General features: G+C 65.0%; 28 protein-coding genes. 17 read left to right on the plus strand and 11 right to left on the minus strand.

The window, feature by feature from the left end:
- The first annotated feature begins 70 nt into the window (after window positions 1-70).
- From ACX12L_RS09530 to ACX12L_RS09575, 10 genes are all read left to right on the plus strand, one after another.
- Window positions 71-454 carry an integrative conjugative element protein, RAQPRD family gene (locus tag ACX12L_RS09530; RefSeq protein WP_187725720.1) on the plus strand — a complete coding sequence of 128 codons (384 nt, stop codon included), beginning with the start codon at window positions 71-73 and terminating at the stop codon, window positions 452-454.
- Complete coding sequence (locus ACX12L_RS09535) at window positions 451-684, plus strand: TIGR03758 family integrating conjugative element protein (protein WP_187725721.1); 234 nt, start codon at window positions 451-453, stop codon at window positions 682-684. Before ACX12L_RS09530 ends, ACX12L_RS09535 begins: the two co-directional genes overlap by 4 nt.
- An 11-nt stretch (window positions 685-695) precedes the next feature.
- Window positions 696-1052, plus strand: a complete 357-nt coding sequence (locus ACX12L_RS09540) for a TIGR03745 family integrating conjugative element membrane protein (RefSeq protein ID WP_201395538.1) — start codon at window positions 696-698, stop codon at window positions 1050-1052.
- A gap of 13 nt (window positions 1053-1065) precedes the next feature.
- Window positions 1066-1476: a TIGR03750 family conjugal transfer protein gene (locus ACX12L_RS09545; protein ID WP_187725723.1), complete on the plus strand. Its 411-nt coding sequence runs from the start codon at window positions 1066-1068 to the stop codon at window positions 1474-1476.
- Window positions 1473-2165, plus strand: a complete 693-nt coding sequence (locus ACX12L_RS09550) for a PFL_4703 family integrating conjugative element protein (RefSeq protein ID WP_187725724.1) — start codon at window positions 1473-1475, stop codon at window positions 2163-2165. Before ACX12L_RS09545 ends, ACX12L_RS09550 begins: the two co-directional genes overlap by 4 nt.
- Window positions 2162-3073 (plus strand): TIGR03749 family integrating conjugative element protein, encoded by a 912-nt coding sequence (locus tag ACX12L_RS09555; protein ID WP_201395539.1) that lies wholly within the window; start codon window positions 2162-2164, stop codon window positions 3071-3073. The genes ACX12L_RS09550 and ACX12L_RS09555 overlap by 4 nt, the downstream gene beginning before the upstream one ends.
- Window positions 3063-4484, plus strand: a complete 1422-nt coding sequence (locus tag ACX12L_RS09560) for a TIGR03752 family integrating conjugative element protein (protein WP_459262369.1) — start codon at window positions 3063-3065, stop codon at window positions 4482-4484. The genes ACX12L_RS09555 and ACX12L_RS09560 overlap by 11 nt, the downstream gene beginning before the upstream one ends.
- Window positions 4465-4917: a TIGR03751 family conjugal transfer lipoprotein gene (locus ACX12L_RS09565; RefSeq protein WP_187725725.1), complete on the plus strand. Its 453-nt coding sequence runs from the start codon at window positions 4465-4467 to the stop codon at window positions 4915-4917. Before ACX12L_RS09560 ends, ACX12L_RS09565 begins: the two co-directional genes overlap by 20 nt.
- Window positions 4917-7796 (plus strand): conjugative transfer ATPase, encoded by a 2880-nt coding sequence (locus ACX12L_RS09570; RefSeq protein WP_201395541.1) that lies wholly within the window; start codon window positions 4917-4919, stop codon window positions 7794-7796. Before ACX12L_RS09565 ends, ACX12L_RS09570 begins: the two co-directional genes overlap by 1 nt.
- A 138-nt stretch (window positions 7797-7934) precedes the next feature.
- Complete coding sequence (locus ACX12L_RS09575) at window positions 7935-8597, plus strand: DsbA family protein (protein ID WP_459262370.1); 663 nt, start codon at window positions 7935-7937, stop codon at window positions 8595-8597.
- Window positions 8598-8657: 60 nt separating this feature from the next.
- Here the strand turns inward: ACX12L_RS09575 and ACX12L_RS09580 are convergent, their stop codons facing one another.
- Together ACX12L_RS09580 and ACX12L_RS09585 are read right to left on the minus strand one after the other, a co-directional pair.
- Window positions 8658-9140, minus strand: coding sequence for a helix-turn-helix domain-containing protein (locus tag ACX12L_RS09580; protein WP_201395542.1), 483 nt, complete (start codon window positions 9138-9140; stop codon window positions 8658-8660).
- Between the two features lie 103 nt (window positions 9141-9243).
- Window positions 9244-9555 (minus strand): HU family DNA-binding protein, encoded by a 312-nt coding sequence (locus ACX12L_RS09585; protein ID WP_187725727.1) that lies wholly within the window; start codon window positions 9553-9555, stop codon window positions 9244-9246.
- Between the two features lie 260 nt (window positions 9556-9815).
- On the opposite strand from ACX12L_RS09585, the gene ACX12L_RS09590 reads away from it, so the two are divergent.
- Genes ACX12L_RS09590 through ACX12L_RS09610 form a run of 5 tightly spaced genes read left to right on the plus strand, consistent with a single transcriptional unit; the run spans window position 9816 to window position 14446 of the window.
- A complete protein-coding gene (locus ACX12L_RS09590) occupies window positions 9816-10199 on the plus strand; it encodes a TIGR03757 family integrating conjugative element protein (protein ID WP_226858639.1) in 384 nt (127 codons plus the stop codon).
- Window positions 10199-11146, plus strand: coding sequence for a TIGR03756 family integrating conjugative element protein (locus tag ACX12L_RS09595; protein WP_201398482.1), 948 nt, complete (start codon window positions 10199-10201; stop codon window positions 11144-11146). Before ACX12L_RS09590 ends, ACX12L_RS09595 begins: the two co-directional genes overlap by 1 nt.
- Window positions 11147-11156: 10 nt before the next feature.
- Window positions 11157-12551 (plus strand): integrating conjugative element protein, encoded by a 1395-nt coding sequence (locus ACX12L_RS09600; protein WP_187725729.1) that lies wholly within the window; start codon window positions 11157-11159, stop codon window positions 12549-12551.
- Window positions 12548-12910 (plus strand): hypothetical protein, encoded by a 363-nt coding sequence (locus ACX12L_RS09605; protein ID WP_187725730.1) that lies wholly within the window; start codon window positions 12548-12550, stop codon window positions 12908-12910. The genes ACX12L_RS09600 and ACX12L_RS09605 overlap by 4 nt, the downstream gene beginning before the upstream one ends.
- A gap of 15 nt (window positions 12911-12925) precedes the next feature.
- Window positions 12926-14446 carry a conjugal transfer protein TraG N-terminal domain-containing protein gene (locus ACX12L_RS09610; RefSeq protein ID WP_187725731.1) on the plus strand — a complete coding sequence of 507 codons (1521 nt, stop codon included), beginning with the start codon at window positions 12926-12928 and terminating at the stop codon, window positions 14444-14446.
- Window positions 14447-14457: 11 nt separating this feature from the next.
- Here ACX12L_RS09610 and ACX12L_RS09615 read toward each other — a convergent pair whose 3' ends face one another.
- From ACX12L_RS09615 to ACX12L_RS09625, 3 genes are read right to left on the minus strand one after another with little or no spacing between them, the layout of a single operon-like run.
- Window positions 14458-14823 (minus strand): DUF3742 family protein, encoded by a 366-nt coding sequence (locus ACX12L_RS09615; protein ID WP_187725732.1) that lies wholly within the window; start codon window positions 14821-14823, stop codon window positions 14458-14460.
- 27 nt (window positions 14824-14850) lie between these two features.
- Complete coding sequence (locus tag ACX12L_RS09620; RefSeq protein ID WP_187725733.1) at window positions 14851-15309, minus strand: type II toxin-antitoxin system YhaV family toxin; 459 nt, start codon at window positions 15307-15309, stop codon at window positions 14851-14853.
- Entirely contained in the window at window positions 15309-15626 is a 318-nt protein-coding gene (locus ACX12L_RS09625; RefSeq protein WP_201395543.1) for a type II toxin-antitoxin system PrlF family antitoxin, read from the minus strand. The genes ACX12L_RS09620 and ACX12L_RS09625 overlap by 1 nt, the downstream gene beginning before the upstream one ends.
- A 314-nt stretch (window positions 15627-15940) precedes the next feature.
- Between ACX12L_RS09625 and mobH the strand changes: the two genes are divergently transcribed.
- Window positions 15941-17791 (plus strand): MobH family relaxase, encoded by a 1851-nt coding sequence (gene mobH, locus ACX12L_RS09630; RefSeq protein WP_201395544.1) that lies wholly within the window; start codon window positions 15941-15943, stop codon window positions 17789-17791.
- A gap of 376 nt (window positions 17792-18167) precedes the next feature.
- On the opposite strand, the gene ACX12L_RS09635 is transcribed toward mobH, so the two are convergent.
- The 6 genes from ACX12L_RS09635 to ACX12L_RS09660 all read right to left on the minus strand — a co-directional run bounded on the left by ACX12L_RS09635 (window position 18168) and on the right by ACX12L_RS09660 (window position 22392).
- Window positions 18168-18425, minus strand: coding sequence for a heavy-metal-associated domain-containing protein (locus ACX12L_RS09635; RefSeq protein WP_201395545.1), 258 nt, complete (start codon window positions 18423-18425; stop codon window positions 18168-18170).
- 228 nt (window positions 18426-18653) lie between these two features.
- On the minus strand, window positions 18654-19001 hold the full coding sequence (locus ACX12L_RS09640; RefSeq protein WP_201395546.1) for a DUF4148 domain-containing protein: 348 nt from the start codon (window positions 18999-19001) through the stop codon (window positions 18654-18656).
- Window positions 19002-19123: 122 nt separating this feature from the next.
- Window positions 19124-19459: an ATP-binding protein gene (locus ACX12L_RS09645; protein ID WP_459262374.1), complete on the minus strand. Its 336-nt coding sequence runs from the start codon at window positions 19457-19459 to the stop codon at window positions 19124-19126.
- A 363-nt stretch (window positions 19460-19822) separates the two neighbouring features.
- Window positions 19823-20173 carry a DUF4148 domain-containing protein gene (locus tag ACX12L_RS09650; protein ID WP_459262371.1) on the minus strand — a complete coding sequence of 117 codons (351 nt, stop codon included), beginning with the start codon at window positions 20171-20173 and terminating at the stop codon, window positions 19823-19825.
- A gap of 131 nt (window positions 20174-20304) precedes the next feature.
- Window positions 20305-21708, minus strand: a complete 1404-nt coding sequence (locus ACX12L_RS09655; protein ID WP_013519560.1) for a heavy metal sensor histidine kinase — start codon at window positions 21706-21708, stop codon at window positions 20305-20307.
- Window positions 21709-22392 carry a heavy metal response regulator transcription factor gene (locus tag ACX12L_RS09660; RefSeq protein ID WP_201395547.1) on the minus strand — a complete coding sequence of 228 codons (684 nt, stop codon included), beginning with the start codon at window positions 22390-22392 and terminating at the stop codon, window positions 21709-21711. It abuts the gene before it with no gap.
- 124 nt (window positions 22393-22516) lie between these two features.
- Here ACX12L_RS09660 and ACX12L_RS09665 point away from each other — a divergent pair, with 124 nt between their 5' ends.
- Window positions 22517-24376, plus strand: a complete 1860-nt coding sequence (locus ACX12L_RS09665; protein ID WP_201395548.1) for a copper resistance system multicopper oxidase — start codon at window positions 22517-22519, stop codon at window positions 24374-24376.
- The last annotated feature ends 84 nt before the right edge of the window (window positions 24377-24460 follow it).

Here is a 24460-nt window from a genome sequence, read left to right on the forward strand (position 1 = left end):
CATTGTTTGCGACCTGAAGTCGCCTGGATCTCCACCATCGCGTCATTGCTGATCACACAGGAATGGTGCGATGGTCGCTTCAACCCGGCTGCGCGTCGCGCATCGCGGCGTGCCTCTGCTTCTCGTGACGGTCCTCCTGATGGGCCTGTCGCCGATAGCCCGCGCCGAGAACCCGGCGCAACGGCAAGAACTTGCCACCGCGCTGCGTCAACTTGATGCGCTGGAGCGCACCGTCGCGTACAGCGCCGCCCATACCCCCGTCGCTCCGGGCGAGCGCTACCACTTCGACTACCCACGGATTCTGGCCGACCTGGCGCGCATGCGCGCCGGCATCCAAGCCTACCTTACGCCATCGCGCGCCCAGCCGCGCGCCCCCTCCGAACTGGCAGGTGACTACCGCACCGAGCGGGCCACGCCTGCATCGCAGACACCCGCGCCGGAGGGCCAGCCATGAATGGCGCCCAGCTTTCGGCTTTCCAGGCCAACAGCGGCATCGCGCCTGCCGCGATGGCAACCGTGCTGGTCGGCGCCGTCTTCGCCGTGTTGCTGGTGTGGGGCGTGTGGGCTATCCGAACGGCCTACGTAGGGTGGTCGGAAAGCCGCCTCAACCAACGCCAGTTCCTGGGCGTGTGCATCCGCTTCGTCGCGATGTACGTCGTACTGACTTTCTTCCTCCTCTCCTGAAAGGACTGACCATGCAAAGCCGCATCCTCACCTCCCGTCTCGCCCAGCGCGCTGCCGTGGCCCTCGCCGGCGCGCTGCCCGCGCTGTCGTTCGCACAGGGACTGCCGCAACTGGAGAACCCCACGCGGGGCACCGGCAGCGGCATCATGCAAACCATCCGCAATTACGGCTACGACATCATCATGCTCGTGGCCTTGCTGGTGGTGGCCTCGATGTTCATTGGCGTGTGCTACCACGCCTACGGAACCTACGCGGAAATCCACACTGGCCGCAAGACCTGGGGCCAGTTCGGACTCACCGTCGCCATCGGTGCCGTCCTGCTCGTGATCGGCATCTGGCTGCTCACCGAAGCCACCGGCATCCTGTAAGCGGGTGCAGGCCATGTCCGAGCACCAGCACATCCGTGCTGACGGAACACTCACGTTCCTTCCGCACCGGCTCAACCGCCACCCGGTGGTCGTGCGCGGCCTCACGGCGGACGAGCTGTGGGTCTGCTGCGGCCTGTCCGGCGCCGCCGGCCTGCTGATCGGCGCGCCTCTGTCCTGGGTGTTCCGTACGATCGCGCTGGCGCCCACCTTCGTCGTCCTGGGCGTGGCCCTGGGCGTCTTTGTGGGCGGCGGCATCCTGCGTCGGCTCAAGCGCGGCCGGCCCGATACCTGGCTGTACCGACAGTTGCAGTGGCGCATCGCCACGCGGCATCCGCTGGTGGCCGGTTGGGTGGGCGGCCATGTACTGATCTCGCGCTCGGGCTTCTGGTCCACCCGCAGATTCCTGCAAAGGAGCGCGCGATGAGTCGTTTCAAGAACGAGGTCACCCACCTGCAGGCGCACATCAAGACGCTGCGCCTGGGCGTTGGCGCGCTGATCGTCGTCGCACTGGTGATGGGCGGCGGCTGGTGGAGCGCACCGCGCGACCTGACCATCCATGTGCCGCCAGACCTGCGCTCGGGAAGCACCCGCAAGTGGTGGGAGGTGCCGCCCGAGTCGGTGTATGCCTTCACGTTCTATGTGTTCCAGCAGCTCAACCGCTGGCCGACCAATGGCGAGGAAGACTACCCGCGCAACCTGCATGCACTGTCTCCGTACCTCACGCCCGCATGCCATGCATTCCTGCGCGCCGACTACGACTACCGGCGCAGCACCGGCGAGCTGCGGCAGCGCGTGCGCGGCATCTACGAAATCCCCGGCCGCGGCTACGGCGAAGACCCCACTGCGCGCGTGCGCGTGGTCTCCGACCGCGACTGGGTGGTGACGCTGGACATCAGCGCCGACGAGTACCACGGCGCTGAACAGGTCAAGCGCGCCCTGGTCCGCTACCCCATCAAGGTGACGCGGGTAGATATCGATCCAGCGCGCAACCCGTTCGGCCTGGCCCTCGACTGCTACGACGGCACGCCGCAGCGCATCAGCGCGCCGGAGCCGACGCGCTCGGCGCCCACCCAAGGCGGCCTGGCGCCGCCGCCTCAAGGAGAAACCCCATGAAGTACCCCGTACTTGCCTGGCTGGGGCTGCTGGCCGTGGCCACGGCCCCCATTGCCCAGGCCGTGGAGATCCTGCGCTGGGAACGCATGCCGCTGGCCGTGCCCTTGCGGGTGGGTCAGGAGCGTATCGTGTTCATCGACAGGAACGTGCGCGTGGGCGTACCGGCGGGTGTTGGCGAGCGGCTGCGCGTGCAAAGCGCAGGCGGTGCGGTGTACCTGCGTGCGAACGAGCCGATCGAGCCCACGCGGTTGCAACTGCAGGACGCTGACACGGGCGTCTTGATCCTGCTGGACATAGCCGCCGAGCCGGCCAAGGACGGCGAGCCGGCGCTGGAGCCGGTGCGCATCGTCGAAAGCAGTACCACCCCTGCGCGTTACGGCGACCAGCGGGCCGATGCCGACGAGGCCTCGGCACTCGCCAAGGGCCAGGCGGCCGCGCGATCAACCCATCGCGAAACGCCAATCCCCGTGGTGCTGACGCGCTTCGCCGCGCAGAACCTGTACGCGCCACTGCGCACCGTCGAACCGCTGCCAGGCGTCATGCGGGTCAACCTGCGCCGCGACCTGGAAGTCGGCACGCTGCTGTCGACGCTGCCGGTACGCGCCACCGCGCTCGCCTCCTGGCGCCTGGAAGACCAGTGGGTGACGGCCGTGCGCCTCAGCAATTACGGCGCGGGATGGATCACGCTCGACCCGCGGGTGCTGCAAGGCGACTTTTTGACGGCAACCTTCCAACATGAGGTGCTCGGCCCGCGCGGCACACCCGAGGACACCACCGCTCTGTACCTGGTGACGCGCGGCCGTGGCCTCGCACCATCGCTGCTGCCGGCCATTCACCGCTTCGACCCGGCTGCGCACCTGCGGCAACCCGAGGTCAGCGACGACAAGGAGGCCCATCATGCGCAGTAACGGCCTGCTCAAGTGGCTGATGATCCCGGTGGCCCTCCTGGTGCTGTTCGTCGGCATCCGGCTGTTCTCGGGAAGCGGTACCCCGGCACCGTCCCAAGCCGAAAGCGGTAGCCAGCTCACGTCCGAGGAGATGAAGGCGCTGGGCATCGAGGGCGATACCCCGCGCGACACGGTGGCGACGCTCGTGGCGCAGGTGAAGCAACTGCGCACCGAGCTTCAGGCTGCACTCTCTGACAACAAGGCCCAGCGCTCCGAGAACCAGCGCCTGCGCCAGCGCGAGAACTCGATCGACCAGCGCATCAGTTCCGCGCTGGAGTCCGAACGCTCCGACCTGCGGCGCGACCAGCAACAGGCTACCAGCGAACGCCAGCAGACCGAGGGATTGCTCGCGGACCTCCAACGTCGGCTCGACAGCATCGGCGGACGCGGCGGCGGCCACGCCGATCTGCCGGTGGGCCTGGGACTGCGCGACGGCGATGAGGCCGGGATGGAAGATGGTGTGCGGTGGGTGGAACCTCAGGATGCGAAGCAGACCGATGGCCGTAGCAACACGAGCGGCAAGGCCAGCGGCGGCATGAGCTTCCCGACGAGCTTCGGCCCGGCGCAGCGCACGCTGGAAACCACTGCGGAAACCGTGGCGAATGCGGGCGCCCGCGCCGCCGGGGTCAAAATTGCCAGGCCCGTCTATACGGTGCCGACGAATTCAACCCTCATGGGGTCGGTGGCGATGACCGCGCTGATTGGCCGCGTGCCGATCGACGGCACGGTGAACGATCCCTATCCGTTCAAGGTACTCGTCGGCCCCGACAACCTGACGGCCAACGGCATCGACATCCCCGACGTCGCGGGTGCCGTGTTCAGCGGCACGGCCTCTGGTGACTGGACGCTCTCGTGCGTGCGTGGTCAGGTGCGCAGCATCACCTTCGTCTTTCACGACGGGACCATCCGCACGATCCCCGAGGACCGCGAAGGCAACCAGCAGAACAACCAGCAGCGCGACGGCCTTGGCTGGATCAGCGATCCGCATGGCATTCCTTGCGTCAGCGGGGAACGGCGCAGCAACGCCCAGCAGTACCTCGGCTCGCAGGCCCTGATCACCGCGGCGGGCGCGGGCGTGGCCTCGCTCATCGAATCCGACAGCGGCAGGGCCTCCTATGTCGGCGCCGATGGCTCGATTGGCAGCGTCGGCATCAGCGGACAGGAAGCGGTCGGCCGGATTCTCGCGGGCGGGGTCCAGGAGATGTCGAGCTGGGTCAACAAGCTGTATGGCCAGGCCTTTGCCGCCGTCTATGTGCAGCCCGGCGCCAAGGTCGCCGTCCACCTCGAAAAACCCCTTGCCATCGACTTCGACCCCGAAGGCCGCCGCGTCGATCACCGTGCAGGAGAAGCCCATGCGCTCGAACTTGATTAACTTGGCCAAGGGCCTCGCACTGGCCGTTGCCGTGGCCGCACTCAGCGCCTGCGCCACCAGCAAGGAGGAACTGCTGACCCACGGCGACCGCACGATGATGGACATCTGGCAGCAGGAAACCGGCGACGGCTCGGGTGGCGGTGCAGGCCAGGTCGCGCGCCGCCAACTGCTCGATGCACGCCAGAGCCTGCGCCGGCCGTTGACCGACGCGGATGTGCTGGCCGCGCCCGCCGAACAGATGCGCTACACGCGCACGGCCCGCAATGAGATCTATCGCCAGTTCCAGCGACTGCCCAATCCTGACCTTGTGATGTACGTGTACCCACACCTGGCCGGCACGGACCCTGTCCCTGTGCCGGGCTACACGACGGTCTTCCCGCTGTACCAGCGCATCCAGTACGCCATGCCGGGCGAGCGCGTGGAGGACTACTGATGCGGTGGAAATTTTCCTGGCCGAAGCTGGCCGTCGCCGCACCGGGCGAATCCGAAGGCGACGACCAGCCGGACCACTGGCAGCGCCACGTCGAGACCCTGCGCCAGGCCAGCATCCCCGAACCCGGCGCGGCGGTCCAGGGCCGCAGGCCGGCGACCGTGGCCGACGAACAGGCGCTGTACGACGTGGCGCCGTCGTTCGTGGAACTGCTGCCCTGGGTGGAGTTCCTGCCCAAGTCGAAGTCCATGCTGCTGGAGGATGGACAGTCCGTGGCCGCGTTCTTCGAGCTGGTGCCTCTGGGCACCGAAGGTCGGGAACCCGGATGGCTCGCGCATGCCCGTGACGCCTTGGAGAACGCGCTGCAGGACAGCTTCGATGAGTTGGACGAGAACCCCTGGGTGCTGCAGCTCTACGCCCAGGACGAGCCCAGCTTCGACCAGTACATGCAGACCTTGCGCAACTACGTGCAACCGCGCGCCCGCGGCACGGATTTCACGGAGTTCTACCTGCGTTTCTTCGGCCACCACCTGCGCGCAGTGGCCAAGCCCGGCGGGCTGTTCGAGGACACGGTGGTCACGCGACTGCGCTGGCGCGGCCAGACACGGCGAGTTCGGATGGTGGTCTATCGCCGCTCCACCGGGCAAGCCACACGCCGCGGGCAAACGCCCGAGCAATTGCTGGGCATCGTCTGCGACCGCCTGTGCGGCGGGCTCGCCAACGCCGGCATCCAGGCCCGGCGCCTGGGTGCGGCAGATGTTCACGACTGGCTCTTGCGCTGGTTCAACCCCAATCCCGCGCTGCTCGGCCCGGGGGGCGAGGACCGGGAGCGCTTCTATGCGCTCGCGCGTTACCCCGAGGAGAGCGAGGACGGCGAGATCGAACTGGCAAGCGGGCGGGATTTCAGCCAGCGGCTGTTCTTCGGACCGCCGCGCTCCGATGTCGCGCAAGGGACCTGGTATTTCGACGGAATGCCGCACCGCGTCCTGATCACCGACCGACTGCGCATGCCACCCGGCACCGGGCATCTGACGGGCGAGACCCGCAAGGGCGATGCGATCAACACGCTGTTCGACCAGATGCCAGAGGACACGTTGATGTGCCTGACGATGGTCGCCACGCCCCAGGACGTCCTCGAATCGGATTTGAACCACCTGGCGAGAAAGGCCGTGGGCGAAACCCTGGCGTCCGAGCAGACGCTCAAGGACGTGCACGAGGCCCGCTCGCTGATCGGCAGCGCGCACAAGCTCTACCGCGGCACCCTGGCGTTCTACCTGCGCGGACGCGACGAGGCCGAGCTGGACCGACGCGGCCTGGATCTGGCGAACGTGATGCTCAACGCCGGTTTGCAGCCGGTGCGTGAGGACGACGAAGTGGCGCCGCTGAACAGCTATCTGCGCTGGCTGCCATGCTGCTACAACCCCAGCCAGGATCGCAAGAAGTGGTACACGCAACTGATGTTCGCGCAGCACGCGGCGAATCTCTCACCGGTGTGGGGGCGCAGCCAGGGCACCGGGCATCCCGGCGTCACGATGTTCAACCGTGGGGGCGGCCCGATCACCTTCGATCCGCTCAACCGGCTGGACCGGCAGATGAACGCCCACCTGTTCCTGTTCGGTCCGACGGGCTCGGGCAAGTCCGCGACGCTCAACAACCTGCTGAACCAGGTCACGGCGGTCTACCGGCCGCGCCTGTTCATCGTGGAGGCTGGCAACAGCTTCGGGTTGTTCGCCGAATTCGCGCGCAAGCTCGGCCTGACGGTCCACCGCGTCAAGTTGGCGCCGGGCGTGGGTGTGAGCCTGGCGCCCTTTGCCGACGCGCGCCGGCTCATCGAGACCCCGAGCGCCGTGCAGACGCTCGATGCCGATGCGCTGGACGAGGATCAGCCACCGGACGCCACGGCGACCGAGGTGGACGAGCAGCGTGACGTGCTCGGCGAGTTGGAGATCACGGCGCGCCTGATGATCACCGGCGGCGAGGACAAGGAAGAAGCCCGGATGACGCGGGCGGACCGTTCGCTGATCCGCCAATGCATCCTTGATGCGGCCGAGCGCTGCCACGGCGAGAAGCGCACCGTGCTCACGCGCGACGTGCGCGACGCGCTGCGCGAACGGGCCAGCGACACCACGCTCCCCGAGATGCGGCGCGTGCGCCTGCTGGAAATGGCGGACGCCATGGACATGTTCTGCCAGGGCACCGATGGCGAAATGTTCGACCGGGCCGGCACCCCTTGGCCCGAGGCCGACATCACGCTGGTTGATCTCGCGACGTATGCCCGTGAGGGCTACAACGCACAGCTTTCCATCGCCTACATCAGCCTCATCAGCACGGTCAACAACATCGCCGAGCGCGACCAGTACCTCGGGCGGCCGATCATCAACGTCACCGATGAAGGGCACATCATCACGAAGAATCCACTGCTCGCACCCTACGTGGTGAAGATCACGAAGATGTGGCGCAAGCTGGGTGCGTGGTTCTGGCTCGCGACGCAGAACATCGACGATCTGCCGCGGGCCGCGGAGCCGATGCTCAACATGATCGAGTGGTGGATCTGCCTGTCGATGCCCCCGGACGAGGTGGAGAAGATCGCGCGTTTCCGCGAACTCTCGCCCGCACAGAAAGCGCTGATGCTGTCGGCGCGCAAAGAGGCGGGGAAATTCACCGAGGGTGTGATCCTGTCCAAGAGCATGGAAGTGCTGTTCCGAGCCGTTCCGCCGAGTCTGTATCTCGCGCTCGCACAAACCGAACCCGAGGAGAAAGCCGAGCGCTACCAGATCATGCAGCAGTACGGGATCAGCGAGTTGGAGGCCGCCTTCAAAGTGGCCGAGAAGATCGACCAGGCGCGCGGCATCGAGTCGCCGGCTCTGAACTTGCCACAGTGATCACAGGAGAGTGCCATGGCTCCAAAACGTCCCTCCATTCCAATCCAGGTGCAAGCTTTCCGCCGTCGCCCGCGCCGGTGGCCTCGCTGGCACTGGGCCGTGGCTGCTGGGCTGGTCGGGGTGCCGTTGATCTGGTTCATGTTCAGGTCGCCAGGCGAGCCTGCGCCGCAACCGGCCGCCCCGGTCAGCGCCGCGAGTATCGAGCAGTTGACCGGGCCTCTTTGGCGCTTAGGCAGTCCCGAGGCGCGTTTCAGCATCATCTTCTATGCCGATCTGGAGTGCCCGTACTGCAAGAGCTACTCACCGCAGCTGCGGCAGTGGATCGATACACACCAGGACGTGAGCCTGCAGTGGCATCACCTGCCGCTGTCCATCCACGAGCCCGCCGCAAGCCAGGAGGCACGCCTGGTCGAATGCGCCGGCCAGGCGGGAGGACACGAGGCGTTCTGGGCGGCGGTCCAATGGGTCTATGCCCACACGCGCAGCGACGGCCAGGGCGTGCCGAACCTGGAGGCATTTCCCGGCATGTCCAAGGCTCTGAAGACGTGCATGAGCGGCGAAGAGTCCGCGCGCATCGTGCAGGCACAGGCTGGCGAAGCCACCGCGTCGGGCATCACGGCGACGCCTTCGCTGCGGCTGGTCGACCGCACGAGCGGCAGGAGCCTCGTGCTGCCTGGCCCAGTGCCCGGCGATTCACTGCTGTCGGCGATCGACATGCTCGCCACCAACGACCCGGCCGAAGCCAAGGCCACGGTCTCCCCTGACACGCCCGCCAGCGCAGAGGACGACACGCCGCGATAGCCAACCTGTCGAAAGTCTATCCAGGATGGTTACCTGCGGCAGGTGCAGCGTCGGCGATGTTCACTCTGCAATCTGCCTGCGGGCTTCGCGCACGCCCATCTGAAGCACTTCGCGCACGCGCACGAGTTGCGCCTCGCGGGGCGTGACCTGGCCGGTTTCCCATTTGTAGACGCTCAGTGGCGACACACCGAGCAGCCGGGCCATCTCTTTCTGGGTCATGTGAAACGCCTGCCGCTTGGCGACCAGCGCCTCATGGCTGAAGACGAATGCGCGGCCTCTTCGTTTGGCAGGCGCCTGCGCCCCCGTAGACGAATCCGCGGACGGCTCCCGGGGCTGCTGGCGCTCAGCCGTTGCCAGGGCTTTTTCCAATGCCTTGGCCAGGCTGCGCACCTGCCCTGCCAGATCTTTGACGTCGCGCTTGAGTGTCGCGATCTCTGAGCGCTGGCTCGTTGCCGTCTTGCGCAGGGAGGCCATCTCCTCCTTGTTCTCTTTGCGTGCAATGCGCGCAACTTCCGACCGGAACGATTCAGAAAACGCAGTCATGGTTTATGGCCCCGTCGCTGTTGGACTTGTTGTGGATCACTCAGAAAATCCAACGCCGCCGAGCCTTGCGAACGACGGCGCCTTCCCGGAAAGGCGAGCCGGCTTACTTGCCGGCCTTCTCGGCCTTGCGCTTGGCGGCCTTGGGATCGACCACGGCTTTGAACTTGGCGCCCGCAACGAACTTCGGCACGGTCGCGGCCGGGATCTTCAGGGCTGCGCCGGTGGCGGGGTTCTTGCCCATGCGCGCGGCACGCTTGGCCGCCTTGAAGGTGCCGAAGCCCACGAGTTGAACGGCATCGCCTTTCTTCACGGCCGTCTGGACGGTGTCGATCAAGGTGTCGAGGACGGCGTTGGCGGCAGCTTTGGACAGGTCGTTCTTGGCAGCGAGGATTTCAACGAGTTGGGTGCGATTCATAGGGACGGGTATGGGTGAAGGTTGCGATCCATGGTTTATAGCCGATACCCAGTTGGGTCGATCCAAACCAACTTACATCAGATTCCTGGCGACGAGCCATCGCGTCACCAGGAAATAGGGGCGCGCCACGCTGCGCATTGTTCGTGGCCTGCGACGGCGCTTTGGTTTGGACTATCGGGGTCCTCCCTCTTCTTTGGCGCCACCTCATGTTCCATCCCACGCCCTCCCATCCACGCTTGTGCCGGTTTGCATGGGCTCTCATGGCAGTCCTCGTGTGCTCGGGTACTTCCTCGGCCCAAGAAGTCTGGGTCATCACCGAGTCCGGACAACCGCTGCACGGCGCGCACTCTCCCACGCGCGTGATCGAACTGGATGCTGCGCAACGCATCGAGGCGGAACTCACAACAGGCTTGCCCAGCGATCCACGGCAGGCCGAACCGATCGTGCGGCGACGCCTCAAGGAAGGCGGGCCGGCATTGCAACACCGCATGCAGACCGCCTACCAAGGCATCACCGATGCCTGGAGCTTGGGCATCACAACGCTTCCGGCGGTCGTGGTGGACCAACGCTACGTGGTCTATGGCGAGGCCAACCTGGACCAGGCGCTGGCTCGCATCGCCCGATATCGCAAGGAGCGGCCGTGATCCCCCGCCCATTCGACCTGCTGCGCCGCCTGCGCGTCGCCGTGGCCTCGCTGCTGCTGGTCAGCGCCACCGGCAGCCACGCCTTGAACACGGCCACCATCGTCTCATCGGTCCTGTCGCCGGACTGCCTGGAATACCGCGTGGTGGGGATCTGCTACTGGCTCTACTGCACCTGGACCGGCTGCACGGTGCGCACGTCCGTCAAGGTGCGCCACTACGTGCCCGATGCGGTCGTCTCCAGCTACAGCAACACCGGCGAGAACCCCTGGGTCGAAGTCCGCGCCATGAGCGCGCCCAACCCCTCGGCCCAGGCTGGCGGGGACGGAACCACCAACCACGACAACGAAAACAATCTCGCGAAGTTCAAGAACGCGGACGTCATCGGCCACCCCGGCGTCGAGGTGTTCAACCAGTTCGTCTCGTCCTCGGGTTATTTCTGCGAGGGCGCGGGCACGGCATTCATGCCGTACCTGCTCAGTACGCTGGACACGCTGGCCTGGCGCTACAACGTACCGGAGATGGTGTACCCGGAGGCATTGATCCCGGGCATGCGCGAGGTCGGCGCGCGCTCGACGATGAACCTCTGGGGCAATGTCTATCCGCGCGGCGGCTTCCTGCACCAGACCGACGACCACAAGGCCGGCGCCGTGGTGGCCCAGCGGGCCGGCGATGTCGTCACGCGCCGCGGGCAGTTGCACGTCTATCAGCCGCTGCTGGCCAATGCACGCGATGGCTACTGGCCTGCCGGCGCACTGGTCGAGGGCGATGCCTCGACCGGCAAATGGCAGGAACTCGCGCCCGTCCTGTCCTCGTCCTGCACGGTTTTCCCGCACAGCGGTTTCCTAACGCAAGCCCAGCAAAGCGATTACGCCTGGGCGCTGTGGCGGCCCTATGCCTGCTGCGAACGCCGTGGACAGGTGTTCCTTGGCAGCGTCGATTTCAATTGAGGGTATGGCGATGAAGCGTCCTGAACTGACGAACCTCTCCACCAAGGCGTACCGCCTGCTGCGGCCGACAGTACTCGTCGGCGCGCTCGTCCTGGGCTGCGGCCTGGCGTGGGCACAGACGGGATTCCAGACCAGCGGCCCCGTGATCGGCGATGAAGTCATGTACTCGATCGGCGGCGGCAGTGCGGTGTCCATGGGCCGCGCGGCCGGCATGCGTTCGATTGGGGTCGGCGTGGGTTGGAACAGCAACCTGATCTGCGGCGATATGAGCATCACAACGACGCTCAAGAACCAGCTCAACGGCATCACGAATGGCTTTCAGCAGATCATGAGCAACGTGATCCAGAGCGCCACCAGCGCGGTGGCGTCTCTGCCGGCCCTCATCATTCAGCGCGCAGATCCCGGCCTCTACAACCTGCTCACCAATGGCGTGCTGCAGGCGCGCCTGGACTTCGACCGCTCGAAGCTGACGTGCCGCGCCATGGCCGAGAAGATGGCCGACACGGCGGGAGGCCAGCTCGGATGGAGCCAGCTTGCCGAGGGCATGGCGCTGCGCCAGGCGGTGTCGAGCACGGATGCCGTTTCGGCGATCGAGCAAGCGGAGACCAACCGCGGCAACGACGGTGTGCCCTGGGTGGGCGGCAGCAACGCCGGTGGTAGGGGCCAGTCGGCTATCAAGGTGGTCGGTGACGTCACTCGGGCGGGCTACAACTTGGTCAACGGCCGCGGCGTGACCGACACGTCGTCCATCGCCCAGGCCAGTTGCGCGAGCCTGTCCTGCCAGACCTGGACGTCGCCACAGCAGGCGGTCGCATGGGCCACGCGGGTACTGGGGGAGAAGGAGCAACGCACGTGCGATTCCTGCACCAAGACCGAGACGGTGCCCGGCGTCGGGCTGACACCGCTGATCCAGGAGGAGTACGAGACCAAGCTGGAAGCCCTGCAAGAGCTGATTTCCGGGACGCGCCACACGACGTTCGAGAACCTGCGCGGGGCTGGCAGCACGTCGCTTCCCATCACGCGGGGCGTGATCGAAGCCTTGCGCGACGAGCCTGACCAGGACCTGCTGGCGCGGCGCCTCGCGTCCGAGGTGGCGCTTTCGTCGGTGCTGGAAAAAGCCCTGCTGCTCCAGCGGACCCTGCTGACGGGCAAGAAGGAGCCCAACGTGGCGGCCAACCAGTTGGCGGTCGATGCCGTGAACCACGAGAGCGACACGCTCGACCGCGAGATCCGCAACCTGAAGACGGAATTGGAGCTGCGCCGCGAGCTGACGAACAACTCGCCGATGGCGATCATCCAGCGCCACGGCACGCGTGCAGCTGGCTCGCGCGGCATCTACGAGGGCGATCCGGTGCCCGATCGCCTCGATCGATTGCAGAAGGGCAACCCGGGAGGCCGGCCATGAACGCGGCCTGGCTGCGGCCTCGCTGGCTGTTCAGCCGGCGCGTGGCAAAGGCGCTGCTGTGGACGGTGCTGATCGTCGCCTCTGCCGTGGCGGCCAACATCGCCGGCATCTACTTGGTCGGCGGTGTCGCCGGCTGGGAGCGGTGGCTCGCGGCCGCCGCGGGCTACTTCCTGGTGTGGCGGCTTGGCCTGTATGGGGCGACGGCCTACGGTTGGGTCTGGATGCGCCGCCGACTGTTGGCGCGCGAGGACCAAAACGGGGCAGATAGGCAGGCGCGGCGCCGCCTGGTGCGCAGTGAGATCGCGGGCGTTGTCGCTCTCGTGGCGCTGGAAGCCAGCCTTTTGATTCAAGCCGGTTGAGGGGAGGTTCGGGCCATGACGCTTTTCACGACCGACTACCTGGAGTACTACCTGACGCTGGTGTCCTGGATCGTCCACAACGGGATCTGGGCGGTTCTGGTGGCCAGCGGCGTGTTCGCCCTCCCCTTCGTGGCCATCATCATCCAGGAGTGGCTGAAGGCCCGCGCCGAAGGGGCCGACGAAGGCAACAAGGGCGTGCTCTCGGCCGCGCGCATCGAGAACCGGGTGTTCGTCGCCATCGTGGTCGTGATGTTCGCCGGCATCCCGTTCATCGACGTGGATCTCAACACCATCCAGTACGACAACTCGCGCTCGGCCCAGTGCCAGGTCAGCGTGCCGCAGCCCACCGATACCGGCTGGTCGCAGTCCTTTAGCACCATAAACAACCAGAGTGCCAAGGTGCCGGTCTGGTGGGCCTTCATGCACACGCTCTCGCGTGCCGTCACGGGCGCTTCCGTAGCGGCGATCCCCTGCGGCACCGATCTGCGGCAGATGCGCATGGAGATCGACGCCACGCGCATCGACGATCCGGTCCTGGCCCAGGCGGTGGCGGACTTCACACACAACTGCTACGGACCGGCCCGCGCCAAGCTGTTCATGCAGCGCCCCGACCTCGATGAAGCCCAGATGCACGATGTCACCTGGATTGGCTCACGCTTTTTCATAGACACGGCCGGCTACTACGACAGCTATCGCTCCAGCACCCCGCGCGACGACTGGCCCTACGACAGCGACCGCGACGCCGGACTGGCGCAGGTGTCCAGCGGCGGCGGCTATCCGACCTGCCGGCAATGGTGGGCCGATGGCGGCAGCGGCCTGCGGACGCGGCTGCTGGGCCAGGTGGACCCGAACCTGCTCACGCGACTGGCCGGCTGGGCTGGGTTCCTGAGCCGCGCCGAGGTGGACGATTCGGTGATCCGCACGATTGCGTCGCCGCGGCAGCAGAAGCTCAACAGGGGTTCCGTCTATACCGACTACGGCGGCCAGATCGACAAGACCTTGCCGAACATCATCACACGCGCAGCGGGCGACGTCGGCATGACGATGGGTGCGACGGGGGTTTTTCCGGCGATGGATGTGGTGCGCCAGGCCCTGCCCATGGTGCTCGCGTTACTCAAGATGGCCTTGGTGATCTGCATCCCGTTGGTGCTGCTCATTGGGACCTACGACCTGAAGACGGTTGTGACCGTGAGCGTCGTGCAATTCGCTTTGTTCTTCGTGGACTTCTGGTTCCAGTTGGCCCGCTGGATCGACAGTACGATCCTTGATGCGCTCTACGGATGGGGCTGGGGCTGGAACCGGCCGCACAGCAATTTCGATCCGGTGATGGGGCTGAACAATGCCTTCGGCGATATGCTGCTGAACTTCGTCATGGCGACGATGTTCCTGGTCCTTCCCGGATTCTGGCTGGCGAGCCTCGCCTGGGTTGGGATTCGAGCTGGACATGCCATCCAAGGACTTTCAGATGGCAGCAAGAGCGCCGGCCAAGCGGGTGGCAAGGGTGCTGGGGCGCTCACCGGGGGCAAGCTGAAATAGCGTGGACACGGTCAATCGTCTGTGTACAACTCGTGCGAAATGTCGTTGTACAGATTGGGATCGTAGCCCGGCGTTTTCCGCAGTTCGGTGAGGTCAGTGAAAGGCCACTCTTCTTCATCAGAGGGAGTGGTAGCAGCAGCCCATCCCGCCATTGCCAAGCCCAGCAACACGACCGCGAACCAGAACGCCACATAGAACAGCAATCCCAGTACAGCCAGCTTGACCACCCACAGCAGCGCGGCGGCGCCAGCCACCGGCATCCCCTTGGATGCCAGCCAGCTCGACACCCGCCGCTCACCACGCGCATAGGCGCGCCATCCACGGCCAAAGCTGCGGCCGAGGCGTTCTGCGGTACTGATGCGGGTAGTCGTGTTCATGGTCGTCACCTGCTACATGTGAGATCGCTACTCCAGTTTGCTCCAATCCTGCTTGCTTGCCAGTACCAATGCGTCCCAGTCGTCTGGCGGGTTTCCGCGCCCGAGCATCTTCTCGAACACTGCATACGGGTCTGACTTGCTACCCGATGACCGCAGCGTCTGCTCGTCGTTGACCCAGGCGTACACGATGACCTTCGCCTTCGAGTCGTACCGGAAAAACAGCCGGTACCGTCTTCCGAGCTTGGCCCGCCGCCAGTGGCGATAAGCCGGCCCCATGGTATTGCCCTGGCGGTATTCGTCGCGCGCCGGATCGCCCGGCACCACGTCTTGCATCAACTGGACCAAGGCCCGGAAGAACTTAACGTTGGCGTTGGATCCGAAGCCCTCCGGGTCGTTCTCTTGCGCACGCAGCACGGCCGCGCGCAGTTTCATCAACTGCTCGATCAGGTTGTCGTGGAACAGCAGCGTCCAGCCATGCTGTTGCATCAGATTTCCACGTCCTCATCGAAATCGTCACCCAGGTTCACCTTGTGGCCCGCATGCTCCAGCATCGTACGAGCCAGATCCTCCGGCAGACCGCGAATGTTCCGGCCAGCCTCCATATCGCGCGCCAGCAGGGTCAGGAACGCGGCAATGGCGGGGTCTTCATGCTCGGCATCAGCACGGGTCACGACCACTTCGCCGTCACGCAGGTTGAACGCGACTTTGCCGCCGGTATCCACCCCCAGCGCCTGCCGGATGGACTTGGGCAACGTGATCTGGCCTTTGGAGGTCAGCGTGGCAACTTCATGAATGGCAGGCATGGCGGTTCTCCTGATCGCAATGCCCGCATGGTAAGGAAAATTCCTTACCATGTCAATATAGGGCCTCATGGCGTCCTTCCGAATCCAACAAGCAATCCATCGTAGGACGGTAACAGCGAGCCTTCCCACACCAATCCGGCCCCGCCACACCCGCATTGGCAGTGGACGATCAATGCCCCATCGCCCTATACCCAAAGGCCGAAGGCTGCTAAAGGCCAAAGGGCCGAAAGGGGAAGGGAATGGGGTGCAAGGGGAAAGGCTCTACCCAAAAAGGCTAAAAGGCCACCCGGTCGGCCCATCACCAGGACATCCGCATGCTCTCCCTGTTCCAGCGAAAACGGCCTGTGATCTTGGCCACTGCGGTGCCTACACCCGCCGCCGATCTCCCCAAAGGGCTACTGCGGCCCGAGTCGGCCGCATCGCTGCTCACGACGTCGCGCAGGCGGAAACTTCTGGAGCACATCTGGCAGCGCACGTCGCTATCGCGCAAGCAGTTCGCCACCCTCTATCGCGCGCCACTGGAGCGCTATGCCGAGCTGGTTCAACAGTTCCCTGCCTCCGAAAGCCACCACCACGCCTACGCCGGCGGCATGCTCGACCACGGCCTGGAAATCGTCGCCTACAGCTTGAAATTGCGGCAGTCCCATCTGCTGCCCATTGGCGCCAGCCCCGAGGACCAGGCGGCGCAGTCCGAGGCCTGGACCGCCGCCATCGCCTACGCCGCGCTGCTGCACGACATCGGCAAGCTTGCCGTCGATCTGCACGTCGAGCTTGCCGACGGCTCGATCTGGCACCCGTGGCATGGCCCGCTGCACCAGGCGTACCGTTTCCGCTACCGTGACGATCGCGAGTACCGCCTGCACAGCGCCGCGACGGGCTTGCTCTACCGCCAACTGCTCGACCGTCACGTTCTGGACTGGCTCAGCGGCTACCCCGCGCTCTGGGGAGCGCTGCTCTACGTTCTCGCCGGCCAATACGAACACGCCGGAGTCCTAGGAGAGCTCGTCGTGCAAGCCGACCGGGCTTCGGTGGCCCAGGAACTGGGTGGCGATCCAACCCGCGCCATGGCCGCGCCCAAGCACGCGCTGCAACGCAAGCTGCTGGACGGGTTGCGCTACCTGCTCAAGGAACAGTTGAAGCTGAACCAGCCGGAAGCCTCCGATGGCTGGCTCACCGAGGATGGTTTGTGGCTGGTGAGCAAGACGGTCTCGGACAAACTGCGCGCGCATCTCCTGTCTCAGGGCATCGACGGCATTCCTGCGAACAACACCGCCGTGTTCAACGTGCTGCAGGATCACGGCATGTTGCAGCCCACGCCGGACGGCAAGGCGGTCTGGCGCGCGACCGTGACCAGCGCGACCGGCTGGTCCCACTCGTTCACCCTGTTGCGTCTCGCTCCCGCGCTGATCTGGGAATCCGGCGAGCGGCCAACACCCTTTGCAGGCACGGTAGAGATCGACGCGACGCCCGTGGAGAACGACGCCGGTGCGCCAGTCACCCCACCTACGGTCGTGGCGAAACCAACCCGGGAAGGCCAGGAGCCTCCACCTTGGGAAGGCAGTAGTACCGCCACCGTTTCGCCGCCTACGGCCCAGCCCGTACCCGACGTCATGGAGGACATGCTCGCGATGGTGGGCTTGGGCGGCTCGTCTGGCGCCGGCCAGGATGCGGAGGAGATCCCGGGGCAGGTCCTTGACGCGTCCATGCCAGCGATAGTCGCAACGTCTCCTCCGCCACTTGCACCCACGCCTGCGCCAGCTTCATCGGTAACGAAGCCATCCGGGGAGCATTTCATGGCGTGGCTGAAACAGGGGGTCGCCTCCCGCCGGCTCATCATCAACGACGCAAAAGCGCTTGTGCATACGGTGAGCGACACGACCTACCTGGTCAGCCCGGGCGTGTTCCAACGCTATACGCAAGAACACCCGGAAGTCGGCACGCTCGCCAAGCAGGAGAACCAGCAGGATTGGCAGTGGGTGCAAAAGCGCTTCGAGCGACTGCAACTGCATCGAAAGCAGCCGAACGGCCTGAACATCTGGGCCTGTGAAGTCACTGGGCCTCGCAAATCTCGGCGGCTCCATGGCTATCTACTGGCCGATGCGAGTTATTTGTTCGATGCTGTCCCCCCCAATAATCCCTACCTCAGAGTAACGAAAGACTCCTGAGCATGCCGGTCTTGCCAAGTGTGCAAGGGGTTCTCGCTCGTGCCGCAAACGCCAACTGAGCGCAATTCCATCGAGGGCGAGCGATCCCGTGTAGCTGAAGCGCTATTGGCGGCGGGAGATTACATGAAAATGACGCGATCGTAATGAATGGGCAATGCTTTCGACAGGTTCCCTTTTCTAGCATTCAGGCAAGTCAGCGTCCTCCCTGTGCCGTGGTCAGGGAGATTGCGAATGTGTGGAGTATGAACTGATCCAAGGGCAGCAACGCAACGACTATCGGCGAGAAAATGGTTCCTGGATACACCGAGTTCGCCAGCATGTTGCAGTGGGTGCAGCCCGCACCCTTGGTCGCGCAATAGGCGTCTTTGCGCCGGAATCAGTGGCAAGAGCCGCAGCAGCCGCCCCGCTTGACAGCGGGCGCGTCTGTCTTCGGTGTGCTCACCTGAGCAGGTGTGTACCCCGCATCAGAGATCGCTTTCTGGACGGCGCCGGCGTCCGACGCGGTTGCTACGCTCACCAGATGGCGGTCCAGGTCGACCTGGACATCGGCTTCCGGATCGACGGTCTTGACCGCCTTGGTGATCGTGCTGGCGCAGTGGCCGCAGGTCATGTCGTTGACTTCGAATGCAAGCATCGGATTTCTCCTTCAGTAGTTAGGTGCTAGTGACTCTAGACCTTGCCACCATGGCAGGGTCAAGTTCGAGGAGCGGTTGGGACAACAAATCGCCGCGACAGTGCGCGGCGGTGGGGTGTCTTGGGAAATTGGACGACGGCCTGGGCTGTCCCAAAATTAGTCAGGCCGACGCCAACGATTTCACAGAATGGATTCAACGTACCCAGCCGCAACTCCAACGGGAGGCCATTAACCCGGAGAGTAGAGGCGCAGACGTGCGTCTCGTTCGCCAGGCGATTCGCTCAACAGTTCGTTGATCACCTGCTCGCGCGTCTTGCTAGACCCCACATCGGGCGTGCGGATTGGGAAGTTGCTCTGGCCGTAGGAAAGACGTCCCCGCTGCATGGCGGCCTTGGTTTCCTCGATGACCTGCGTGCGCGTCTTCTCGCTCTTGAAGTGCTCCGGATGAACGATGACGCCCTTTTCGTTGTTGGCCGGATGCTCGTACGCCGCCGAAGCCATCCCTGGAAGGCCCAGGGCAGCCGCCGCTGCGACAGCGGCGATCATGGAGGGAAGGGAGAGGCGGTATTGGGTCATGGTGAAGCTCCTGAAAGGTGGATGAAACTTGCATCTCTCATGCCCTGGACGGGCGTTGAGGAGATGGGTTCATCGTAGGGAGCGCACCCCAACAGAATCTGGACAGCCCGATGAGATTGTTGTCAGCTTCGCGGCTTGACCACGCGATGCGGAAACACCAGGGTGAAGCAGGTGCGCCCCTGGCCCGAGCTCGCCGTGACGCTGCCGCCGTGGGCCTGGGCGATGGCGCGCGTGATGGCCAGGCCCAGGCCAGAGCTATCGATGTCGGGATGAACCTGCGCTGCGTTAGCGCGGTAGGAGCGGTCAAACAGCTGCTGACCTCCCTCAAATACGATGTCTGTGCAGCCGTTCTCTACCGCAACCGTGGTAGCTTCTACCGTATGGGTAATGCGTCTGGTGGTATTACCGCCCTCGGGCGTGTGGCATTGGACAGCAGATTGCTCAGCGCACGGCGGAATTGCTGCATCACACCGCCGAAGAGGTCTTCTTCGGCCACGTTGTCATCAAGAGTCTGCTCCACTGCGGCCACGAGTTCAGCGTCGGCACCCAGTGTCTGATGTTGCATTGCCGTCACCGAACAGGATCGTGCCACACTGGGCAGTGCTGACGCCAAGGTCAGGAATATGTTCGGGGAATTGTTCGGGCGAGATCGGCACCCGAGAAGAAATGACTGATTTCGGGCGTGCGGCTTCTCACACGGCAAGCGTTTGAGATCGGCTGCCGGGCGTGGTTATAAGCAGCACTGCTTCACGAGACATCACGTGTCGCCTCGGCATATCCTGAATTGCCGGATCAATGTTGTCGGTGTAGCAGCAGGAGAATCAGCCCGGAGAGTAAAGGCGCATACGCGCATCGCGCTCGGCGGCCGACTCACTCAACAGTTCGTTGATGACTTGCGCACGCGTCTTGCCGGAACCGGCGTCAGGAACGGGAAGCGGGTAGTTGCTGGCTTCTCCGTAGAAAAGACGGCCTTGCTGCATAGCAGCCTTGGTCTCCGCGATGACCTGCTCTCGCGTTTTCTCGCTCTTGAAGTGTTCCGGGTGAACGATGACACCCTTTTCATTGTTGGCGGGATGCTCGTACGCTGCCGAAGCCATCCCTGGAAGACCCAGGGCGGCCACTGCGGCCGCGGCGGCGATCATGGAAGAAAGGGAGAGGCGTTGTTGGGTCATGATTGAAGCTCCTGACAAAGGTGGATGAAACTTGCATCTCCCATGCCTTGGTTAGGCGCTGAGGAGATGTGTTCATCGTAGGGAGCGCACCCCAACAGAATCTAGACAGCCCGATGAGTTTGTTGTCAGCTTCAGGGCTTCGCGACGCGATGCGGAAACACCAGGGTGAAACAGGTGCGCCCCTGACCCGAGCTTGCCGTGACGCGGCCGCCGTGGGCCTCGGCAATGGCGCGCGTAATGGCTAGACCCAAGCCCGATCCGTCGGTGTCCGGATGGGCCCTGGAAGCATCGGCGCGGTAGAAGCGGTCGAACAGCCGGGGCAGAACCTTGGCATCGATGTCGGCGCCAGTGTTCTCTACGGCCACGGTCGTGGCTTGTGCCGTGCCGGTGATGCGGATGGTGATGTCGCCGGCCTCGGGCGTGTAACGCAGGGCATTGGACAGCAGGTTGCTCACCGCGCGGCGGAACATCAGGCGGTCGCCTTCGATCTCGCCAGCGCCTTCCACCCGCAGCCGAATGCGCTTTTCCTCGGCCACGGCCTCGTAGAACTCCAGCAGTGCCAGTGCGTCCTGGCGCGCGGAAAACCGCTCCTTGTGCGGCAGATCCACGCCGCGCTCGGTCTTGGCCAGGAACAGCATGTCGGACACCATGCGCGCCAGCCGCTGAAATTCCTCGGCGTTCGATGCCAGGATGTCGCGGTAGGTTGCGGCATCGCGCTTGGTCGCCAGCGCCACCTGGGTCTGCGTCAGCAGATTGCTGATGGGGGTGCGCAGCTCGTGCGCGAGGTCCGACGCGAAATCGGTCAGGCGCTGGAAATCCTCCTGCAGCCGATCCAGCATACGGTTCAGCTCTTGCGCCAGGTCGGCCATTTCCACCGGTACGGCCTGCACGGGCATGCGCTCGCCAAGCTTCTGCCCCGTCACCTTGGCAGCCCGTGACTTCATGTCGCGCAAGGGCGCCAGCCCCTGGCGCGCGGCGAACCACGAGAGCAGGCCGCAGATGGCGATGGCGGCGAGCACATACAGGGCGAGGCTGCGCCGCAGGCGGTCGAGAAACTGCGTGTGGTGATCCGTATCCGCGGCGATCCAGACCATCAGGGGGGTGCTGGAGTAGGCAGGGGCGGCCTTGAAGACCAGCGTATGGAACCGGGCACCGTCGTGCCGCCACACCCCAAACACCTTATTTTCACCGGCGCTCAGGGGCTTATCGCCGCGCATGGTAGGGATGAACCCTCGGGACTGAAAGACCACCGCTCCTTGTCCATCCTGGACTTGGGCGTAGAGATCATGGTGATAGCTCAGCGCCTCGCCCAGTCGCCGGTGAGCGTCGTCCGCCGAGTTGGCATTGCGCAGAATTTCCTCGATCAGGTGTTGCTTGTCTTGCAGCGCCATCCGATCGAGCTCGACGAAATGCCGCTCAGTCTCGACCAGAAACAATGCGCCCAGCCCTAGCACCACCGAGGCCGCCACGGCGGTAAACAGCAATGTCAGGCGCCGCGTCAGTGGCAACCGGCCCCAACGAATCCGCAACGCCACCTACTCCTCCTGCGGCACGTCGAGCACATAGCCCATGCCGCGCACGGTCTGGATCAGCTTGACCGCGTGGCCCTCGTCAATCTTCATGCGCAGTCGGCGCATCGCCACTTCGATGACGTTGGTGTCGCTGTCGAAGTTCATGTCCCACACCTGCGAAGCGATCAGGGAGCGCGGCAGCACCTCGCCATGGCGGCGCATCAGCAGTTCCAGCAGGCCGAACTCCTTGGCCGTCAGGTCCACGCGCCTGCCGTTGCGCGAGACCCGGCGGCGCAGCAGATCCAGCTCCAGATCCGCGACGCGCAACATGGTGCCTTCGTTGCCCGCCGGGCCACGGCGCAAGATGATGCGCACGCGGGCCAGCAGTTCCGCAAACGAGAACGGCTTGACCAGATAGTCGTCGGCGCCAAGCTCCAGCCCCTTGACACGGTCTTCCACCTGGTCGCGTGCGGTCAGGAACAGCACTGGCATTTGCAGGCCGCGCTCGCGCAGCGATTGCAGCACCTGCCAGCCGTTCAGCCCGGGCAGCATGACATCCAGGATCACGAGGTCGTAGGCACCGTGCAAGGCCATGTGCAGCCCATCGGTGCCATGGGGCACCAGGTCCGCGACATACCCGGCCTCGCTCAATCCTTGGCGCAAATATTCGCCAGTCTTGGGCTCGTCTTCGACGATCAGTATCTTCACCCGCATGCTCCGTTAAAGGTTCCCACGTAAGTGTGCCGCGTTGGAGAGGCACCAACACGAAGCTGACAAGAATGTAATGTTGCAAACATCTTTCTGAAAGGACGGGCTCTTCAGAATCTGCGACATGCGATTCAAAACCCCTTCCTTTTCCGCCTCCCCAGGCCAGGCCATCCAGCGCCGGCGCTTTCTGAGGGCGCTGGCGGCGGGTACCGCATTGGGCACGCTCGATGCTGCACTGCCCGCCTGGGCACTGCAAGACCTGCCAGCAGCCCGTACGGGAACGCCACCCGAGTTGCGTGGCCCCGTCTTCGACCTGACGCTGGCCGAAACCCGCGTCGACTTCGACGGCCGCACGGGCATCGCCACCACCATCAACGGCAGTCTGCCCGGGCCGACGCTGCGCATGCGCGAAGGCGAGACCGTGACGATTCGCGTCACCAACCGCCTGCGCGAGACGGCATCGATCCACTGGCACGGCATCATCCTGCCGTTCCAGATGGACGGCGTACCGGGCGTGAGCTTTGCCGGCATCGCACCCGGCGAGACCTTCATCTACCGCTACACGCTGGAGCAGAGCGGCACCTACTGGTACCACTCGCACAGCGGCATGCAGGAGGTGACCGGCCTGTATGGCGCGCTCATCGTTGAGCCGCGCGATCATGAAACCATTCGCGCCGATCGCGAGCACGTCGTGCTGCTGTCGGACTGGACCGGCACCGACCCGATGCGCGCGTTGGCCAAGCTCAAGGCGCAAGGCGACGTGTTTAACCAGCACCGGCCCACCTTCGTCAAATTCCTGCGCGACGTGCGCGCGAATGGCATGGATGTGGCGCTGCAGGAGCGCGACATGTGGTACGCCATGCGCATGAGTCCGAGCGACATGGCCGATTTGTCCTCGACCGTACTCAGTTACCTCGTCAACGGCAGCGCACCGGGCGCCAACTGGACGGCCCTCTTCAAACCCGGCGAGCGCGTGCGCCTGCGCTGCATCAACGGCAGCGGCAATACGTTCTATGACGTGCGCATTCCGGGCCTCAAGCTCACCGTGGTGCAGGCCGACGGGCAAGACGTGGAGCCGGTGACGGTGGATGAGTTCCGCTTCGGCCCAGGCCAGACCTACGACGTGATCGTGCAGCCCAGGGACGACGCCTACACGCTCTTTGCGCAATCGATGGATCGCACCGGCTACGCGCGCGCCACACTGGCGGTACGCCCGGGCCTGAGCGCGCCGGTGCCCGCGCTGGATGCGGTGCAGTGGCTCACCATGGCCGACATGATGGGCGGCATGGCGCAAGGCGGTGGCCACGACATGGCCGCGATGGGCCACGGCTCCATGGTCGGGATGAACCATGCTGGCATGGCCAGCATGCAGGGCATGGGCGGCGGGCACGACATGTCGGCCATGGGCAGCATGCCCGGCATGGCGCACAGCATGGCGTCCAATCCGTTGCAAAAGCCCGGCACCACCGTGCGCCACGCGCGCACCGAATGGGGCCCCGGCGCCGACATGCGGGTGGACATGCCGCGCACCAACCTCGATGACCCCGGCGTCGGTCTGCGCGACAACGGCCGGCGCGTGCTCACGCTGGCCGATCTCAAGACCGTCGGCGGATCGCTCTATGCCGGGGGGCCCGAGCGCGAAATCGAGTTGCATCTGACGGGCAACATGGAACGCTACACCTGGTCGTTCGACGGCCTGGACTTCACCGACAGCCGCCCCGTGCATTTCCGCTATGGCGAGCGCCTGCGCGTGATCCTGCACAACGACACCATGATGACCCACCCCATGCACCTGCACGGCATGTGGCAGGAGCTGGAAAACGCCTCAGGCGAATTCGTCGCGCGGCTGCACACCATCCCCGTGCAGCCGGCGCAGCGCGTGAGCTTTCTCGTCAGCGCCGACGCGCTCGGCCGCTGGGTCTGGCACTGTCACCTGATGTTCCACATGGAAATGGGCATGTTCCGCGAAGTGGTGGTGGCATGAAAAAGAACCTGAAAATGAACCGACTTACCCCGCACACTGTGGCCTTGCGGCTGGCGCCGGTGGCTGCAGCCCTGATTCTCTCGG

The sequence above is a fragment of the Alicycliphilus sp. T452 genome (assembly GCF_054512775.1).